The sequence below is a fragment of the bacterium genome, assembly GCA_037128595.1.
In the GTDB taxonomy this organism is placed as follows: Bacteria; Verrucomicrobiota; Kiritimatiellia; order CAIKKV01; family CAITUY01; genus JAABPW01.
In genome coordinates this window covers 45,386-61,495 of sequence record JBAXWB010000001.1, presented here as the reverse complement: position 1 = coordinate 61,495, position 16,110 = coordinate 45,386, and the positions used below count along the sequence as shown (strand labels likewise).

Annotated in this window: 12 protein-coding genes; 3 read left to right on the top strand and 9 right to left on the bottom strand. The window is 60.0% G+C overall.

Features of this window, described 5'->3' with window-relative positions; genetic code table 11:
• Positions 1-15: 15 nt before the first annotated feature.
• The 8 genes from gcvT to carA form a co-directional block, all read right to left on the bottom strand.
• Positions 16-1,089 (bottom strand): glycine cleavage system aminomethyltransferase GcvT, encoded by a 1,074-nt coding sequence (gene gcvT / locus WCS52_00270; GenBank protein ID MEI6165605.1) that lies wholly within the window; start codon positions 1,087-1,089, stop codon positions 16-18.
• A gap of 10 nt (positions 1,090-1,099) precedes the next feature.
• Positions 1,100-2,299 (bottom strand): type II secretion system F family protein, encoded by a 1,200-nt coding sequence (locus tag WCS52_00265; GenBank protein ID MEI6165604.1) that lies wholly within the window; start codon positions 2,297-2,299, stop codon positions 1,100-1,102.
• A 21-nt stretch (positions 2,300-2,320) separates the two neighbouring features.
• The gene (locus WCS52_00260; protein MEI6165603.1) at positions 2,321-4,063 is read right to left on the bottom strand and encodes an ATPase, T2SS/T4P/T4SS family; all 1,743 of its coding nucleotides are present in this window, start codon (positions 4,061-4,063) and stop codon (positions 2,321-2,323) included.
• 10 nt (positions 4,064-4,073) lie between these two features.
• The gene (locus WCS52_00255) at positions 4,074-4,340 is read right to left on the bottom strand and encodes a hypothetical protein (GenBank protein ID MEI6165602.1); all 267 of its coding nucleotides are present in this window, start codon (positions 4,338-4,340) and stop codon (positions 4,074-4,076) included.
• Between the two features lie 3 nt (positions 4,341-4,343).
• Entirely contained in the window at positions 4,344-5,111 is a 768-nt protein-coding gene (locus WCS52_00250; GenBank protein ID MEI6165601.1) for a helicase associated domain-containing protein, read from the bottom strand.
• A 122-nt stretch (positions 5,112-5,233) separates the two neighbouring features.
• Positions 5,234-6,061, bottom strand: coding sequence for a hypothetical protein (locus WCS52_00245; protein MEI6165600.1), 828 nt, complete (start codon positions 6,059-6,061; stop codon positions 5,234-5,236).
• Positions 6,062-6,074: 13 nt separating this feature from the next.
• Positions 6,075-7,619: a glutamine-hydrolyzing GMP synthase gene (gene guaA / locus WCS52_00240; protein MEI6165599.1), complete on the bottom strand. Its 1,545-nt coding sequence runs from the start codon at positions 7,617-7,619 to the stop codon at positions 6,075-6,077.
• 5 nt (positions 7,620-7,624) lie between these two features.
• On the bottom strand, positions 7,625-8,782 hold the full coding sequence (gene carA / locus WCS52_00235) for a glutamine-hydrolyzing carbamoyl-phosphate synthase small subunit (protein MEI6165598.1): 1,158 nt from the start codon (positions 8,780-8,782) through the stop codon (positions 7,625-7,627).
• A 135-nt stretch (positions 8,783-8,917) separates the two neighbouring features.
• On the opposite strand from carA, the gene WCS52_00230 reads away from it, so the two are divergent.
• Genes WCS52_00230 through WCS52_00220 form a run of 3 tightly spaced genes read left to right on the top strand, consistent with a single transcriptional unit; the run spans position 8,918 to position 15,343 of the window.
• Entirely contained in the window at positions 8,918-11,323 is a 2,406-nt protein-coding gene (locus WCS52_00230) for a PQQ-binding-like beta-propeller repeat protein (protein MEI6165597.1), read from the top strand.
• Positions 11,320-12,021 carry an ABC transporter ATP-binding protein gene (locus WCS52_00225; GenBank protein MEI6165596.1) on the top strand — a complete coding sequence of 234 codons (702 nt, stop codon included), beginning with the start codon at positions 11,320-11,322 and terminating at the stop codon, positions 12,019-12,021. Before WCS52_00230 ends, WCS52_00225 begins: the two co-directional genes overlap by 4 nt.
• Positions 12,008-15,343, top strand: coding sequence for an ABC transporter permease (locus WCS52_00220; GenBank protein MEI6165595.1), 3,336 nt, complete (start codon positions 12,008-12,010; stop codon positions 15,341-15,343). The genes WCS52_00225 and WCS52_00220 overlap by 14 nt, the downstream gene beginning before the upstream one ends.
• Here the strand turns inward: WCS52_00220 and WCS52_00215 are convergent.
• A complete protein-coding gene (locus WCS52_00215; protein ID MEI6165594.1) occupies positions 15,337-16,107 on the bottom strand; it encodes a response regulator in 771 nt (256 codons plus the stop codon). The two genes, WCS52_00220 and WCS52_00215, sit on opposite strands and share 7 nt — an antisense overlap.
• Between the last annotated feature and the right edge of the window lie 3 nt (positions 16,108-16,110).

The following is a 16,110-nucleotide window of genomic DNA, read 5'->3' as shown; positions in this document are numbered from 1 at the left end:
AAACGTTCCGGCCGCTTAAACCGCCTTGTAAAAAGGCGGCTTCACAATCACAGCCTCCAGCAGGGCCCGGCCGGTATCCACCTGAAGCCGGGTCCCGACAGCGGAACAGGCCGGGGAAACGCTAGCAAACCCGACCACAACCTGCAACGTCGGACCAAAGGACCCGCTCGTCACCGTACCGACCGGCCGGCCATTGGACACCACCGCCTGTCCCGCCCTGGCCGATTGCCGGCCCTCGATCTTAAAGCCGACCAGAATGGTGGCCGGTCCCTGCGCCTGATGCTGCAATACCGCCTCGCGCCCCACGTACGGGGAGGCCTTGGTCACATAACGCATCATCGCGGCCTCCACCGGAGTAACGGCTTCGGAGAGTTCATGGCCATAGAGCGGAAGCCCCGCCTCCAGCCGCAGGGTGTCACGCGCGCCCAGTCCTGCCGGTTTTACCCCGTCGGCCAGAAACTGATGCCAGAGCTCGACCATCCGGGTTGACTCCACATACAGCTCCACCCCTTTTTCCCCGGTGTAACCGGTACGACTGACGATCGCCTCACCACCACACGCGAAGGTCCTGAAGCGGAAATACCCGAGCGAAGCGACCTCAATGCCACACACCTGGGCCACACAATCCAAGGCCCGGGGCCCCTGCACATCGATCTTGGCGAGGGTACGGGAGACATCGGTAAAGGTGACCGAGGCCGGCAGGCGCGACTGGATCCACTCACGATCCCCGTCCTGGGTCCCAGCGTTCACTACGATCATCCAATGCCCGGCATCAAACCGGTAGGTGATCAAGTCATCCAGAATCCCGCCATCCTCCCGCAGCAGAAAGCCGTATTTGCACTGCCCGTCATGAAGGGTGTTGAGGTCGGTCGTCAGCAGGGCATTGAGGGCCTCCAGCGAGCCCGGCCCGGTCACCAGGAACCGGCCCATGTGGCAGGTGTCAAACATCGTCACATCGGTCCGGGTCCGGTGGTGCTCCGCCAGAATCCCGTCATATTGAAGCGGCATATACCAGCCGCTGAAATCCACCATCCGAGCCCCGAGCTGGATGTGACTTTCCGAAAGCACCGTTTTTCGAATCGACTCCATCAGGCCCCCCCTACTTGATAACCTCAACCATCTTGAAGATCGGCAGGAACATACAAACCACAATGCCACCGATGATCACGCCCAGAAACACCATCAGCAACGGCTCCAGCAGCGAGGTCAGGGAGGCCAACATGGTTTCCACCTCATCATCAAAGGTATCCGCCACACTGGCCAGCATCTCGTCGACTTTCCCTGTTTTCTCGCCGGCCGCAAGCATACGCACCACCAGCTTCGGGATACAATCCTTACCTTCCAGTCCGGACGAGAGCGTATCGCCATGCTCCACCGACTTGCGGGCATCCATAATGGCCGCCTCGATCACCAGATTACCGGCCGCCTTGGCCACAATCTCCAGCGCATTCAGGATCGGCACCCCGCTTTGAACCAGCTGGCTCAGGGTCCGGGAAAACCGGGCGACGGCGACTTTCTGAATCAGCACCCCGAACACCGGCGCCTTGAGCACCATGCTATCCATGGCCCAGGCCCCGGCCACCGTCTTTTTCCATTTCTTGAAACCCCAGACCGAGATCATGATCGAGGGGATAATGATAATGGCATATTTTTTACCAGCGGCACTCAAGTCGACCAGGAACTGGGTGGGCGCGGGTAGTTTACCGCCGAAATCACTGAACATGCCGGCGAACACCGGTACAATAAAAATAATCATGCCGGTCGCGATAATCAGGGAAAGCGATAAGACGACCACGGGATACGTCATCGCGGACTTCACCTTGCGTCGCAATTTCGCCGAGGCCTCCAGCAACTCGCCGATCCGGCGCATGGTTTCCGCGAACTGCCCGCTCTGTTCTCCGGCCCGGACCATATTCACATACAGCACATCAAACACATCCGGAATCTGCTGGAGACTTTCCGAAAAGGACGCCCCTCCTTCAATATTCCGCTTCAACGAGCCGATGACGATCTTGAAATTGGGATTGGTCGCCTGCTCTTCCAGGGTTTCAAGGGCTGCCACAATCGGCATTCCGGCCGACAGCATCGCCGCCATCTGGCGGGAAAAAGGAGCGAGATCCTTTTCGACAATTTTTCCTGCGCCCCGGACTTTGCCCACGCCTTTGCGCGTCGTTTTGGTCACTTGAGCCGCCACCGCTTTTTTGGGGCCACCCGCCGTGGCCGCGTTTTTTTGGGGCACCACGCTGGGCGCCATCAGAACTGGCTTCGCAGATCCACCTGAACGCAATAAAGGACTCATCGCCACATCTCCCTTCGACCCTTACTCACCGCCGGTCAACTCCATGGCATCCTCCAACGAGGTCACGCCCTCCCGCACCTTCTTCAAACCGGCCTGCTTGAGCGTCAGCATTCCCTCCGCCTGCGCCGCCTCCCGGATCTCCCCGCTGGTCCCGCCTTTCATGATCATTTCCTTGATGCGTTCGGTCACCGGCAGCACCTCCATGATGGCGCCGCGGCCCTTGTAGCCCGAGCCGTTGCACTTGGGACAGCCTACCGCCTTATAAATGGGGACAAATCCGCTCCCGCCGGGACTTTTGAGATCCTTGAAAAACTCCGCATCAATCCGGTTCGCCTTGAGCACGTCCAGCGGCAGTTCGACCTGCGTGCGGCACGCCATGCACAGCTTCCGGTACAGTCGTTGCGCCTGCGACAAGATCATGGATGACGCCATCAGGAAAGGGGGAATCCCCATGTCAATCAAGCGGGTAATGGCGCCCGCCGCATCATTGGTATGCAGCGTGCTCAGCACCAGATGCCCGGTCAGTGCGGCCTTCACCGCGATTTCCGCGGTTTCCCCGTCCCGGATTTCACCCACCAGCACGATATCGGGATCCTGCCGCAAAATGGACCGCAGGGCGGCGGCAAACGTCAACCCTACCGCATTGATCTGGACCTGATTGACCCCCGCCAGCTGATACTCAACGGGATCCTCACAGGTCACGATGTTCACATCGATCTTATTCAACTCCTGCAGACAGGAATACAAGGTCGTCGTCTTCCCGCTCCCGGTGGGCCCCGTCACCAGGATGATCCCGTGCGGCTGACTGATGGCATAGGAAAAAGCCGCGAAGGCATGTTCATCCAGTCCCAACCCGCTCAGGCTGGGAAACAGCGCGCTCTTGTCGAGCACACGCATGACGATTTTCTCCCCATGGATGGAGGGAAGCGCGCTCACCCGGATATCCACTTCCTTTCCCAGCGCCTTGATCCGGAACCGGCCATCCTGGGGAATGCGCCGCTCCGCGATATCCATATCCGACATGATTTTAATGCGGGAAATAATCGCCGGCTGATAACTTTTCGGGGGGCTGGGCCGCTCGGTCAGCGAGCCATCGATCCGGTAGCGCAGCCGCAACGTTTTTTCCTGAGGCTCAATATGAATGTCACTGGCCTTGGTGCGCAACGCCTCCACCAGCATCATGTTCACCATCCGGATGACGGGCGCCCCCTCGGCGCTCTCCATGATCTCCTCGAGACTCTGCTCCTGCCGCTCCTCTTTGCCGACCTCGATATCGGCATCGGAGTCGCGCATGATGTCCTCGAGGTCGATATTACTACCTTCAACCGGGGCCAAGGCCCGCGCCAGGGCTTCCTGAATATCTTTTTCCCCCGCGACCAGCGTCATGATCTGGAGGCCTGAAATCACATGGAGCTCATCCACCGCCATCACATCAAAGGGATCGCCCAGAGCCACCACCAGCAGGCCGCCAATCTTCATGATCGGCATCGCCTGGTGTTTCCGCAAAATATCCGCCGGAATGGTTTCCAGCAACTGGGAGCTCGGGGTAAAATGTGCCAGCGTAATGGGCGCCATCCGGAGATATTCAGCCAGACACAGCGTCGCCTCTGTCGGCGTAATCAAGGAATTATCAATCAGGTATTTCTCAAGCCGGATGGAGCTCAATTGCGCCCGCTCCTGCGCCTGCTTCAACGCCTCGGCGGACATGCTTCCCCGACGCAGCAGAATATCCGAAATCCTGGAACTATGTGAAATTGCACTCATGCCGGTTCATCTAGAGAACGTCACGGGTATCCCGGGCTTCCCTGACCCCTTTTTCGGAGGCCCGGTGCCGGGCCCGCCAATAGAGCCCCAGTGCGAACAGAGGGACCACTCCCGACTCAATCAGCACAAACAGCGCCAGATCCCGCGGCAGGTCGGCCAGTCGGGCCGTCGCTTCCGGCAACAGCAGAACCACCAGGGGATACAATACGACAAACCCTGCCGGCAGGACCACCAGTACACATAAGGTACGCAAAAAATAGAGTAGGGACTTTTTCATCTTTCAAGGCCCATGCGGCGGCAGCGCACCATTCTCGTTCAGGTACTCGAGGACATCCTCTGGCAACCGCCCTGCACCAGACCATTTAACCCTCAACGGAGGAATCCCGGCAGAATCACTCCCGCCCAACCGGAAAACCAACGGCATACGGGGCAGAATGATACAGGAGGGATACTCGCCGTCATGGAGTTGAATATATTTCGCCAGCTTGGGCGGGAGGTCCCCGGTCCCATTGTACTGGATATACGCGCCGCTAATCTGATAGAGCCGTTCTTCGGGCGCCGCCACAGCGGCTGCCACCTGGACCGGCACCTGCTTGCGTTTGATCTCCGGCACCTTCGCGCTTTGCTGCTTGCCATACACCGACCAGACAAAACCGGCCTCTTCCAACTTACGCACCCGGTCAACGGCCAACGACCCCATTTTCTTTCGGTGCCGTTGATTGGCCACCCAATTCGCCAGATCCGGCTCCGAGGGACAGGAAGAAGGCACATCACAATGCCCGTGTTTCTTCTTGTATTTCACCAGCCGCTGGAACATGTCATTCCAAACCTTGTCCGCGGGAGACCACACGAAGCCCATCTGCGTCAAACGGGCCAAATAAACCTTGGAGAGTTCCCCGATCTTATGGCGATAGCGCTGCATGGCCACCCACCGCCCCAGTTGCACATTCTTTTTCCAGTTGGCAGGAACCTGACAGTCGCCATGCTCCTTGCGGTACGCCTCAAGTGCGTGAAACATATTTTCCCAGTCTACACTCTGACGAGCCATGGTGTTCCTCGCAATCGTTCAATTACCTGATGAAACATAAACTCCACGTGCGACATGATTCTGTCACGCATGATCAGTCTCTGACAACTTCTTTCGGCGGGACGTCACGGACGGGAAAGGGGTCACTCCACTCCGTGCCGGGCCAGCTTCAAAGCCTCATCAATATCCCCTTCGGTAAAGCGGTCCGTCAGCTTCTTCGCCAGATGCCCCCGGACGTCGTAAAACCAGAACTGGGGCAACGACTTAATGCCCATCGCCCCACACACCGGCGCTTCGAAACCGGGCGCAACAATCCTCAGGATCACGATCCGGTTCGATGGCTTGGTCGCAAGCGCCTCAACATAATTCCCCTCGCGGATACTCGGCAGGAGTTTGGGATTATGGAAATGGACAATATTGATGAACCCTTTTTTCAAATGTTCCTCAATATCCACCTCTTCTCCCTTGCTGATGGTCAGGGTGTTTTTGGAATCCATCTCCCGCCACTTTCCGGACCGCTGCCATTCGCGGGCTTCGGCCGGCGACTTGGGATCCCCACGGACGGCCCTTGCCGCGGTCGCCAGTTCCTCAGGGGTCGGGGGCGGCGGTTTCACGGGCTCAGGCGGCCGTTTCACTGTCAGTGACTTCAGCATAATCACCCGCTCATCAAGCGGCTCCCCGTCCTTGGTGAGGTGGAGGGTGAACTCATCGAACGCACGGAACTCCACATCCTCGTATTGACTGCGAGCCAACTCCAGGGACACCTTCAGCGGCGCCGGCGGAAGAATGGACTTCACATTGACGGGATACTCCGAGACCATGGCCCCGGCCTCCGATTTGAATATGAATTTCCGCTCCGAAAACCCTATCAAACGCCCTTTGACCACCTCGCCATTACTCAACGTCATGGTGTCGGCCCGGGCCCCAAGGAGGGACCCCAGCACAAGGAACAGACAGGCTATTCGCTTCATATCCCCTTCTTCCTTATTCCCACTCGATGGTCGCAGGCGGTTTCGAACTGATATCATACACCACGCGATTAATGCCGGAAACCTCATTGATGATCCGGGTCGAGATGCGGGCCAGCGTATCATACGATACCCGGGACCAGTCGGCCGTCATGCCATCCTGACTCTCCACAATGCGCAAGGCGGCCACATTCTCATAGGTCCGGCTGTCGCCCATGACCCCCACGGTCTGAATGGGAAGCAACACGGCAAACGATTGCCAGATTTTCGCGTACATCGGGTCCTTCTGCATTTCCTCCTGCACCCGGAGGTCCGCTTTCTGGAGCAGCGCGACCCGCTCTTCGGTCACCTCGCCCAGGATCCGCACCGCAAGCCCGGGTCCGGGAAACGGCTGACGGTCCACCACATAGCCCGGAAGCCCCAACTCACGTCCCAGCAACCGCACCTCATCCTTGAATAGTTCCCGGACCGGTTCAATCAGCTTGAATTTGAGATCCTCCGGCAGCCCACCCACGTTATGATGGCTCTTGATGGTCACCGAGGGCCCACCCAGCGGGGAGGCGCTCTCAATCACGTCCGGATAAAGGGTCCCCTGCGCCAGGAACTGCGCCTCGCCAAATTTGCGGGCTTCAATAGAAAATACATCTATAAAGGTCTTACCGATAATTTTGCGTTTCTGCTCGGGATCCGTGATGCCTTTCAGCCCGTCGAGGAAGAGCTTCTGCGCATGCGACACATGCAGGTCGATGCCAAAGGCTTTACCGAAAAGCTCCTCCACCTGCTTGGCTTCCCCCGCCCGTACCAGGCCGTTATCCACAAACACGCAGTGCAGCTGTTTGCCAATGGCGCGGTGCAACAGCGCCGCCACCACCGAGGAATCCACCCCGCCGCTCAACCCGCACAGCACATGGCCATCCCCCACCTTTTCACGGATGGCCACCACGCTCTCCTTGATGAACTGGGCCATTTCCCAGTCAGGCCGGCACTTGCAGATATCAAAGAGGAACCGGCTCAGCAGGGTTGCCCCCTGGGGCGTATGCACCACTTCAGGATGGAACTGGAGTCCATAAATGCGGCGCGCCGGATTCCCCATGGCCGCCACGGGACAGGTATCCGTTTTGGCCAGCACGGAAAACCCGGGCGGCAGATGTTCCACCTGATCCCCATGACTCATCCAGACATCCAGCGACGCAGGCAGATCACGGAACAGTGAAGACGAGTCCACCACCGAAATCCGGGCGCTGCCATATTCACGCGCATGGCCCGGTTTCACGGATCCATTCAGCAGCTTGGCCGTCATCTGCTGTCCATAGCAAATCCCCAGCACGGGCACCCCAAGCTCATAGATCGCCGGATCACACAGGGGAGACCCCTTGTCCAGGACACTGGCGGGCCCCCCCGACAGGATGATCCCTGCCGGCTTGCGGGCGGCAAGTTCAGCCGCCGTAATATTGAATTTCAACAGTTCCGAATAGACCCGCTGCTCGCGGACCCGGCGGGCGATCAGCTGACTGTACTGGGATCCAAAATCAAGAATGGCAATCCAATTGTGACCCTGCATAACGTTCAAGCCTTTCGAATTAATTCACGGAACTGGGTAAACAGATAATAAGGATCATGGGGACCCGGCGAGGATTCCGGGTGATACTGCACACAGAACATCGGCTCTTTCTTGTGCGACAGGCCCTCAACCGTCTGATCGTTGAGATTCACATGAGTTATGTCGAGGATGGTCTTGTCCAGCGAATCCGGATCGACCGAAAAATTATGATTTTGAGAGGTAATCTCCACCGCCCCCGTCCGCAGATTCTTCACGGGATGATTACACCCGTGATGCCCGAACTTGAGCCGGTAGGTTTTCCCGCCACAGGCCAGCCCTAATATCTGATGCCCCAGACAAATCCCCATGAGCGGGACCTTCCCGAGCAGCTCGCGCGCCGCCTCAATCGCATAGGTCACCGCCGCCGGATCGGCCGGCCCGTTGGAGAAAAAGACGCCATCCGGCTTCAGCTTCAGAACCTCGGCCGCAGGCGTCTGGGCCGGCACCACCGTCACGGCCATGCCATTCCGCCGCAGGCTACGCAGAATGTTCCACTTGATCCCGAAATCATACGCCACAATGTTCAGATCGGGCTTGGGCAATTCGCTCGCAATACCCCAGCTTTGGGACAAGGAGTCATTGGGATCCCACGGGTAGGCTTTCTTGCAGGACACCTTTGCCGCATAATCCTGACCATCCAATCCGCACCACTCCGCGGCCTTGCGTACGGCATCCGCTTCATTCACCTTGCCCGATACGCTCATAAAGCCACGTTGCGTGCCTTCCATCCTGAGCCGCGAGGTCAGCGCCCGGGTATCAATGCCCGCAATCGCCGGAATGGACCATTTGGCAAGATACTCCGGAACCGAGCCATCCGCCCGCCAGTTACTCGGGATATTCATGTCATGGATGATAAAGCCGCTGGCAAACAGTTGGCGGCTTTCCATATCGGCCTGGTTCATGCCCGTGCTGCCGATTTCGGGATAGGTCATGGTCACGAACTGCCCGCTGTAGGAGGGATCACTTAAAATTTCCTGATACCCGGCCATCCCGGTATTGAACACGACCTCTCCATAGGCATCCACGGGGGCGCCGACAGAATACCCGCGTAAAATCGTGCCATCTTGAAGCGCCACAAACGCCTTACGCTCCCGTTGTTCCGCCCAATTCCATTTCGAACCCATATCTGATCCTCCCAATCCGGAAAAAGTTCATGCACTCTACCGATTCCTCACTCACTTGGCAACGGTAAGACGTTTACACCGCTCCACAGGTTGACCTCCCCGCCCGCTTTCCCCTACACTCCCGCCATGAAGGTTGTGCACATAATCCCCGGCACGGCGGATGTCTTCTATTGCCAGAACTGCATGCGGGACAAGGAATTGGTGATGGAGCTCCGGGCGCTGGGCCACGAGGTGATCCTGGTCCCCATGTACCTGCCCCTCTTCTCGGAGGGCGAGGAAATGGGCTCCGCCACCGTGCCGATCTTTTATGGCGCCGTGGGGGTCTATCTCGCCCAACATATCCCGGCCCTGAGCCGCGCTCCGCGCTGGCTCAAGCGCCTCCTGGACTCGCGCCGATTGCTCCGGTGGGTGGCCGGAAAGTCCGGCACCACCCGCGCCAACGGCCTTGAAGCCATGACCCTGTCGGTCTTGCGCGGCGAAACGGGCGGGCAAAAGGCGGAGCTGGACCACCTGATGGAATGGCTGATCCAGCAGGCCAAACCGGATCTCGTTCACCTGTCCAACGCCCTCCTACTGGGGCTGGCCGGGCGCATCAGGCGGGAATTGAACGTCCCCGTGGTCTGCACCCTTCAGGATGAAGATGCCTGGATTAACTCCATGGAGCCGGGTGCGGCCCACGAGGCCTGGCAACTCATGGCGGAAAAAGCCCGGGACATTGCCGCCTTCCTCCCCGTCAGCCACTACTACAGCCACCTCATGCAGCAGCGGCTGACCGGCATCGACGCCACCCGTTTTCACGAGATCCCAATCGGCATCTCCCCCGAAGAATACCAACCGGCACTCATTCCCCCGGAAAAGCCGGTACTCGGTTATCTTTCAAAAATGAGCGAGTCACTAGGCCTGGAAGCCTTGGTCGACGCCTTTATCCAACTCAAGCAAACGGCCCCACTCCGGGCCCTTCAGTTGAAACTCATGGGCGGCCAGACGCCGGATGATACCCCCTTTCTCCGGCGGTTGCGCCGCAAGCTCTCGGCCCGGGGCCTGCTGGCCGATGTGGAGTTTTGCGAAGGACTCACCCGGGAACACCGCGTCGAGTTTCTCCAGTCCCTGACCGTGCTGTCAGTCCCCATGCCACACCCCGAGGCATTCGGCATGTTCATCCTGGAGTCACTGGCCTGCGCCGTACCCGTAGTCCAGCCCCGGATCGGCGCCTTCCCGGAAATCATCACCGCCACCGGCGGGGGCCTCTGCTATGACCCGGCTGACCCCGACGGACTGACCGGAGCGCTGAAGCGCCTGCTTCTGGATCCCGGCGCCACCCATCAACTGGGTCAAGCCGGCCACGAGGCCGTCCGCAAGGAGTATAACATCCACACCACCGCAGAACAGATTCTTGCCGTTTACAAGCAATGCCTGGCGGCCACGACCGTCCTGTTGACCTCCTGCCTGTTATGCCAGGCAACTCCCCTCCAGGAGCCTGCCTGCTGGCCGACCTATCACGGGGACTCCGGTCTGCGCGGTGTCGCGGCCACCCCCTTGCAAAGCCCCTTATCTGTTGGCTGGCGCGTCAATGTCGGGGCCCCGGTGTCACAACCGCCCGTGGTCTGCAAGGGAGTCATCTATGCCGTGTCCGACCGTGGCGAGGCCATCGCCGTGGGGCTGAACGGGGTTAAACGCTGGGCGACCGCCCTACCCCGGCTGCCGCAGCCGGAACGCTTTTCAACCCCGCCCCTCTGCGTAGACACCCTCCTGCTCGCCGGAACGGACAAAGGCCAGCTCTATGCGTTCGATACCGGAACCGGGGCCATCAAATGGAAAGTCAAAATCGGCGAGGACCTTTATGGAGCCCTCAACTGGCTTGAGCCGGACGGCCCCCACGGCCGCACCGCCCTCGCCCTCTCGCGAAACAATGGCAGCCTGACGCGGATCGAATTGACCACCGGACGGATCCTGTGGAGTTCCAAACCCGCAGGGCGTTCCGACGGGTCCCCTGCCGTTGGCCGCGGGTTCATTGTATTCGGGGCCTGCGATTCCGCCCTGCACTTCATCGCTCCGGCCTCAGGCGCCCCTCTGGCGAGAACCGGATTCGACGAGCGCGGCCCCATGGCGGGCGGAGTGGCTGTGGAGGGGTCCCGCGTCTATGCCGGGACCCGGGACGGGTCGATCCTCTGCGCCGACGCGACCACCTTCACCCTCCTCTGGACCAATCAGGTGGCGGGCAATGAGATCTTCACCACCCCGGCCGTCACCTCCAACCGGGTGCTGGCCGGATCCAGTGATGGATTCATGTATTGCCTGAACCGGGCGGATGGCCGGAAACTCTGGAGCGTTCCTACCGAGGGCAGTCCCGCCTCTCCCGTAGTGGCGGGAAACACGGTGGTGGTGGCATCCGGCGGAACGTTGTCACTGTTGAGTCTGGCGGAGGGACAGACCCTGTGGCACGACAAACCCTGCGATTCACTCTCCCCGCCCGCCGTGGCCGGCGGCAATATTGTTATTGGAACCGATGACGGATTCATTATGCTCTACCAACCCAAATGAATACACCCAGCCCCCTGCTACACCTCGAGAAGATCAGCAAAACCTATCCCACCCCAACTGAAGGCGGGCTGCCGGTTTTGAAGGAGATCACGTTAAAAGTGGCTGCCGGCGAAACCATCGCCATTGTCGGGCCCTCCGGCTCGGGGAAAAGCACCCTGCTGAATATCATCGGCACACTCGACACGCCGACCTCCGGGCAACTCCTGCTCGATGGCCTGAATCTCAATTTCCTGTCCGCCCGGGATCAGGCCCGGGTCCGCAACGAAAAAATCGGCCTGATTTTCCAGACGCACCATCTTCTGAAACAATGTAATGTCCTCGAAAATGTGTTGGTGCCGGTTCTCGTGAACCGGAAGGCGGCAGGTGCAGAGCCGCGGGCCCGGCGTCTGTTGGAGCAGGTCGGCCTGTCCCACCGCCTGGAACACCGGCCCGGCCAGTTATCCGTCGGCGAACAACTCAGGGTGGCCGTGGCCCGGGCCATGATCAACCGGCCCCGTTTGCTGCTGGCCGATGAGCCCACCGGCTCCCTGGACCATTCCGGTGCCGAACGTCTGGCGGATCTTCTGGTCTCCATGAATAAGCAGGAGGGCATGACCCTCATTGTCGTCACCCATTCGTTATCGCTGGCCAGGCGCATGGACCGGGTCTATGAACTGATTGACGGCCAGCTGGTATTGAACACCCATGACGCTGCTTAAACTCACCCTCCGCAGTCTATGGTTCTATCGCCGGGCTCATGCGCTGGTGCTGGCCGGAACCGTGCTGGCCACCGCCATCCTGGTGGGGGCCCTGTTGGTCGGCGACTCGATCCGGTTCAGCCTCACGCAATCCGCCCTGCTCCGCCTGGGCACCATTCAAACGGTCCTGGACAGCCGGGGTCGATTTTTCCCGGCAGACCTTGCCGTCCGCCTGCAGAACGAAACGGGCGCCACCGTCTCCCCTGCGCTCCTCTTTCGCGGCCTTGCCGTGCGCTCAAAAGAGGACGGCCCCGAACCCCGTCCCTGCAACGGCATCCAGATACTGGGAGTACAGGAGTCGTTCTGGACCTTCGCCGACGCCCCGAAACCAGTCCTCTCCCCTACGGGCATTGCCATTAATGCCAGGCTGGCAGACGAACTTCAACTCCACTTCGGGGATCCTCTTTCCATCCGGTTCAGCAAGCCAGCCCTGATGTCCCGGGACGCCCCGCTCTCGTCCCGGGAGAAGCAGGACACCCTCCGGGCGACCTTCACCGTTGAGGCGATTATCCGGGACGCGCAACTGGGCCGGTTCAGCCTGGCCGCCAATCAGCAAATCCCCTGTACCGTCTTCCTCAACCTGTCCGGACTGCAACAGGCGGCCGGCCTGCCCGGGCAGGCGAATCTTCTGCTGACAGACGGGCAGACCGACCTGAATCAGGCGCTTCGCAAGGTCTGGCGGCTCGCAGATGCCGGGCTGACACTGCGAACCTTTGAGGACGGCCGCCTGTTTCAACTTGAATGCGACCGGATCTTCATGGACCCGAAGGTCGACACCACCTTGTCGCACCTGCCGAAATCAGTTGGCGCCCTGACTTATCTCGTCAACTCCATTGCCCGGACAGGGAGCCAGCCCCTCCGCGAAACCCCCTACTCTTTTGTCATCGCGCTCTCGCCCTCCGCAGATTCAGCGCTGGGACTGGTGCCGCCTGACATGAACGATGACGACATCATTGTGAACCGGTGGCTGGCGGATCAACTTGAAGCCCGGCCGGGCGACTCCGTGACCTTGACCTATTTCGAGTTCAGCGCATTGAATCACTTTGTGGAAACGAACCGCGTATTCAAAATCCGCCGCATCGCGGAGATGGCTGAGTTTTCCGATGAGCGGACCCTGGCCCCGGAGTTTCCGGGACTGACCGATGCCGGGCGATGTGCCGAGTGGGATATCGGGATGCCCCTGAAACGCGACCAGCTTGAAGACCCCGCCAACACGACTTACTGGAACGATTACCGGGCGATGCCCAAAGCGGTGGTCACCTTGAAGGCCGGTCAGGAAATGTGGGCCAACCGGTTCGGAAGTCTCACCGCGATCCGCTTCCGCGCCAATGAGGGGGGAGCGGAGGCGATCACAGAAGCCCTGGAGCAACATCTTGATCCGACCGAACTGGGCCTCCTCTTCCAACCCCTCCGCGAGACCGCGCTCAAGGCGGCGGCAGAAGCCATGGATTTCGGGCAGCTTTTTCTGGGCATGAGTTTTTTCCTGATTATGGCCAGCCTCATGCTCACCGGTTTGCTTTTTGCCTTTGGCGTTCAACAGCGGGCGGAAGAAACCGGAGTGTTGCTGGCCCTGGGTTTTCAGCCACGCCAGATCCGCCGCTTATGGCTTCAGGAATGCGTCCTGCTTGCCGCCGCAGGGACGTTGGCCGGGGCAGTACTTGGAACTTACTACACCCGCGCCATGATCTGGGGTCTGAGCCATTTCTGGCAGGGAGCTGTTGCCCGGGCGGAAATTCAGTACCATGCCACAGCCTCCACAACCGCCTTGGGGGCCCTGATGAGCTTCGGGTTCCTCCTGCTTGCCCTCATCTTCGTCCTCCGGCGGCAGACCTGCCAGGCCATTCAGCCACTCCTTTCCGGTGAGGCCACAGACATACGATCTCCGGCGACTCCTCTCCGGAGGTCGAAACTGGGGTGGATCAGTGGCCTAACCCTTGCCGGCCTCGTCTCCAGCCTCCTCCTGATCGGATATGCCTCGGTGGCCTCCCCTCCCGACGCCTCCTCCCTTTTCTTTGCCGCCGGCAGTCTGCTCCTGATTTCACAGCTCAGCCTCGCCGCGCTGCTCTATTCACGTCTGGCCCAGCCCGGTGGCCGTCTGACCCTTCTGACACTGGGGTTGCGCAACGCCGGCCGCCATCCCTCACGGAGCCTGACCGCCGCCGGCCTGCTCGCCTGCGGGTGCTTTTTAATCCTGGCGGTCGCCGCCATGCAGGAGGATGTCGGGGGCCACGCCGCCCGGCGCGATTCCGGGACGGGCGGCTTCGCCCTGTTCGGGGAATCCACGCTCCCGATTCAAGCCGACCTGAGCCGTCCGGAAGGACGGACCCGGTTCAACCTTGACCTGCACCCGGACTTAAAATCAGCACGGATCGTCTCAATGAAAGTCAGGGAAGGCGATGATGCCAGCTGCCTGAACCTCAACCGCGCCCAGGCCCCCACCCTGATCGGCGTTGCCCCCCGCGACTTTCAACAACGGGGCGCGTTTCAAACCTCACCGGCCGGCGCCCCGCTCTGGACGTTACTCACCACCTCTTGTCCGGACGGCGCCATCCCGGGCCTGGCGGGAGATGCCAATACCGCCGACTGGGGCTTAAAAATGAAGACCGGCGCCCTGAACGGCGACAGCGTGATTTTCAGAAATGAGCAGGGCGTCCCATTCCGCGTAAAACTGGTGGGCACCCTGCCCATGCGCCTGTCGGTATTCCAGGGCTCCATTCTGATTTCCGCCCGTGACTTTGCCGCGCAGTACCCCTCGGAAAGCGGGTCGCGCCTATTCCTGATTGACACCCCTCCCGGTACCGAGACGCGAGTCAGGGAGGCGCTCTCTCTCAAACTGGAAAAATGGGGTCTTGCGATCACCTCCACGACTGAACGGCTGAAGTCATTTTACGTGGTGGAATCCACTTATATGGCCATGTTTCTGGTGCTGGGCGGACTGGGCCTGCTTCTGGGAACGGCCGGTATGACCATCGTGATTTTGCGGAATATTCAAGAGCGCCGGCATGAACTCGCCCTGTTATCCGCTACAGGCTATACCCGTCGCCAGATTCTCAAAGGGGTACTGGCGGAACAGGGGCTCATTCTCGGATCCGGCCTGGCCATCGGCGCAACCTCTTCACTGGCGGCCATCTGGCCCAGCCTTCAGGCCCCCGGGGGCGAATACCCCTGGGCGCTCATCCTGCCCCTCATCTGCGGAATAAGCCTTTTTCAGATCATCTGGATTCTGCTGGCCACCTGGATCGCGCTCCGGGCGCCCCTGCTCGACGCCCTGCGAAATCAGTGAAGCAACGCCTGGGTGGCCGCCACCAATGCTCCGGGCTGATTTACGGACAGATGCTGTTTCACGCATCTGGCAAAGGTAGACTTTGATCTCTCCGCCTTCCCTTCGCTTAACCGTTCATCATAAAGCACCACCGGCAGACCGCTCAGGCTGGTCATCACATCAATCAGCCGGGCCACCGCGGAACCGTTCAGGCGCGGGAGCACCTCCTTCATCACGACCACATCTGGATTCATCGTGACCGCTTTATCCAGGACATCCGGCCCATTCTCCACCGTGACCACCTCGAACCCGGCCGCCGAAAAGGCCGCCGTCATCCCCGGAATCAGCAGGGGATCATCCTCAGCCAGCAGCACCGTAAACATCTGACCCTGACTGCGGACAGGGCGTTTCTGGGTGGATGCCAGAATTTTGCGGATCGTGCGGACCAGTTTATTTTCATCACAGGGCTTGGTGAGAAACCCGGCCACGGCCACCGAATCAAAAAAGTTTTCCAGCATGGAGCGCGCCGTCAGCACCAGCACCGGATAGGCGGTTTTGCCATCAGCGCCGGTAATCTGTCGCAGAAACCCTAGCCCCCCCATTCCGGGCATACTGATATCCAGCACAATCAAATCCGGCCGGGTCTGATCCAGAATGGCAAGGGCCTCTTCGCCGCTCGTCGCCGTCACCACATCAAACCGCTCGCTGACCAGATAGTCCTTAAGCGAGATCAGCAAATGCCGTTCGTCATCAACCAACAAAATCCGGTCCATTTTATCACTCATGTT

What these genes read in the sequence shown, in the direction of transcription:
- WCS52_00245 (MEI6165600.1), bottom strand. Translation starts at nt 6,061, where the DNA reads ATGAAGCGAATAGCCTGTCTGTTCCTTGTGCTGGGGTCCCTCCTTGGG.
- WCS52_00260 (MEI6165603.1), bottom strand. Translation starts at nt 4,063, where the DNA reads ATGAGTGCAATTTCACATAGTTCCAGGATTTCGGATATTCTGCTGCGT.
- WCS52_00225 (MEI6165596.1), top strand. Translation starts at nt 11,320, where the DNA reads ATGAATACACCCAGCCCCCTGCTACACCTCGAGAAGATCAGCAAAACC.
- WCS52_00255 (MEI6165602.1), bottom strand. Translation starts at nt 4,340, where the DNA reads ATGAAAAAGTCCCTACTCTATTTTTTGCGTACCTTATGTGTACTGGTG.
- guaA (MEI6165599.1), bottom strand. Translation starts at nt 7,619, where the DNA reads ATGCAGGGTCACAATTGGATTGCCATTCTTGATTTTGGATCCCAGTAC.
- WCS52_00215 (MEI6165594.1), bottom strand. Translation starts at nt 16,107, where the DNA reads ATGAGTGATAAAATGGACCGGATTTTGTTGGTTGATGACGAACGGCAT.
- gcvT (MEI6165605.1), bottom strand. Translation starts at nt 1,089, where the DNA reads ATGGAGTCGATTCGAAAAACGGTGCTTTCGGAAAGTCACATCCAGCTC.
- WCS52_00265 (MEI6165604.1), bottom strand. Translation starts at nt 2,299, where the DNA reads ATGAGTCCTTTATTGCGTTCAGGTGGATCTGCGAAGCCAGTTCTGATG.
- WCS52_00220 (MEI6165595.1), top strand. Translation starts at nt 12,008, where the DNA reads ATGACGCTGCTTAAACTCACCCTCCGCAGTCTATGGTTCTATCGCCGG.
- WCS52_00250 (MEI6165601.1), bottom strand. Translation starts at nt 5,111, where the DNA reads ATGGCTCGTCAGAGTGTAGACTGGGAAAATATGTTTCACGCACTTGAG.
- carA (MEI6165598.1), bottom strand. Translation starts at nt 8,782, where the DNA reads ATGGGTTCGAAATGGAATTGGGCGGAACAACGGGAGCGTAAGGCGTTT.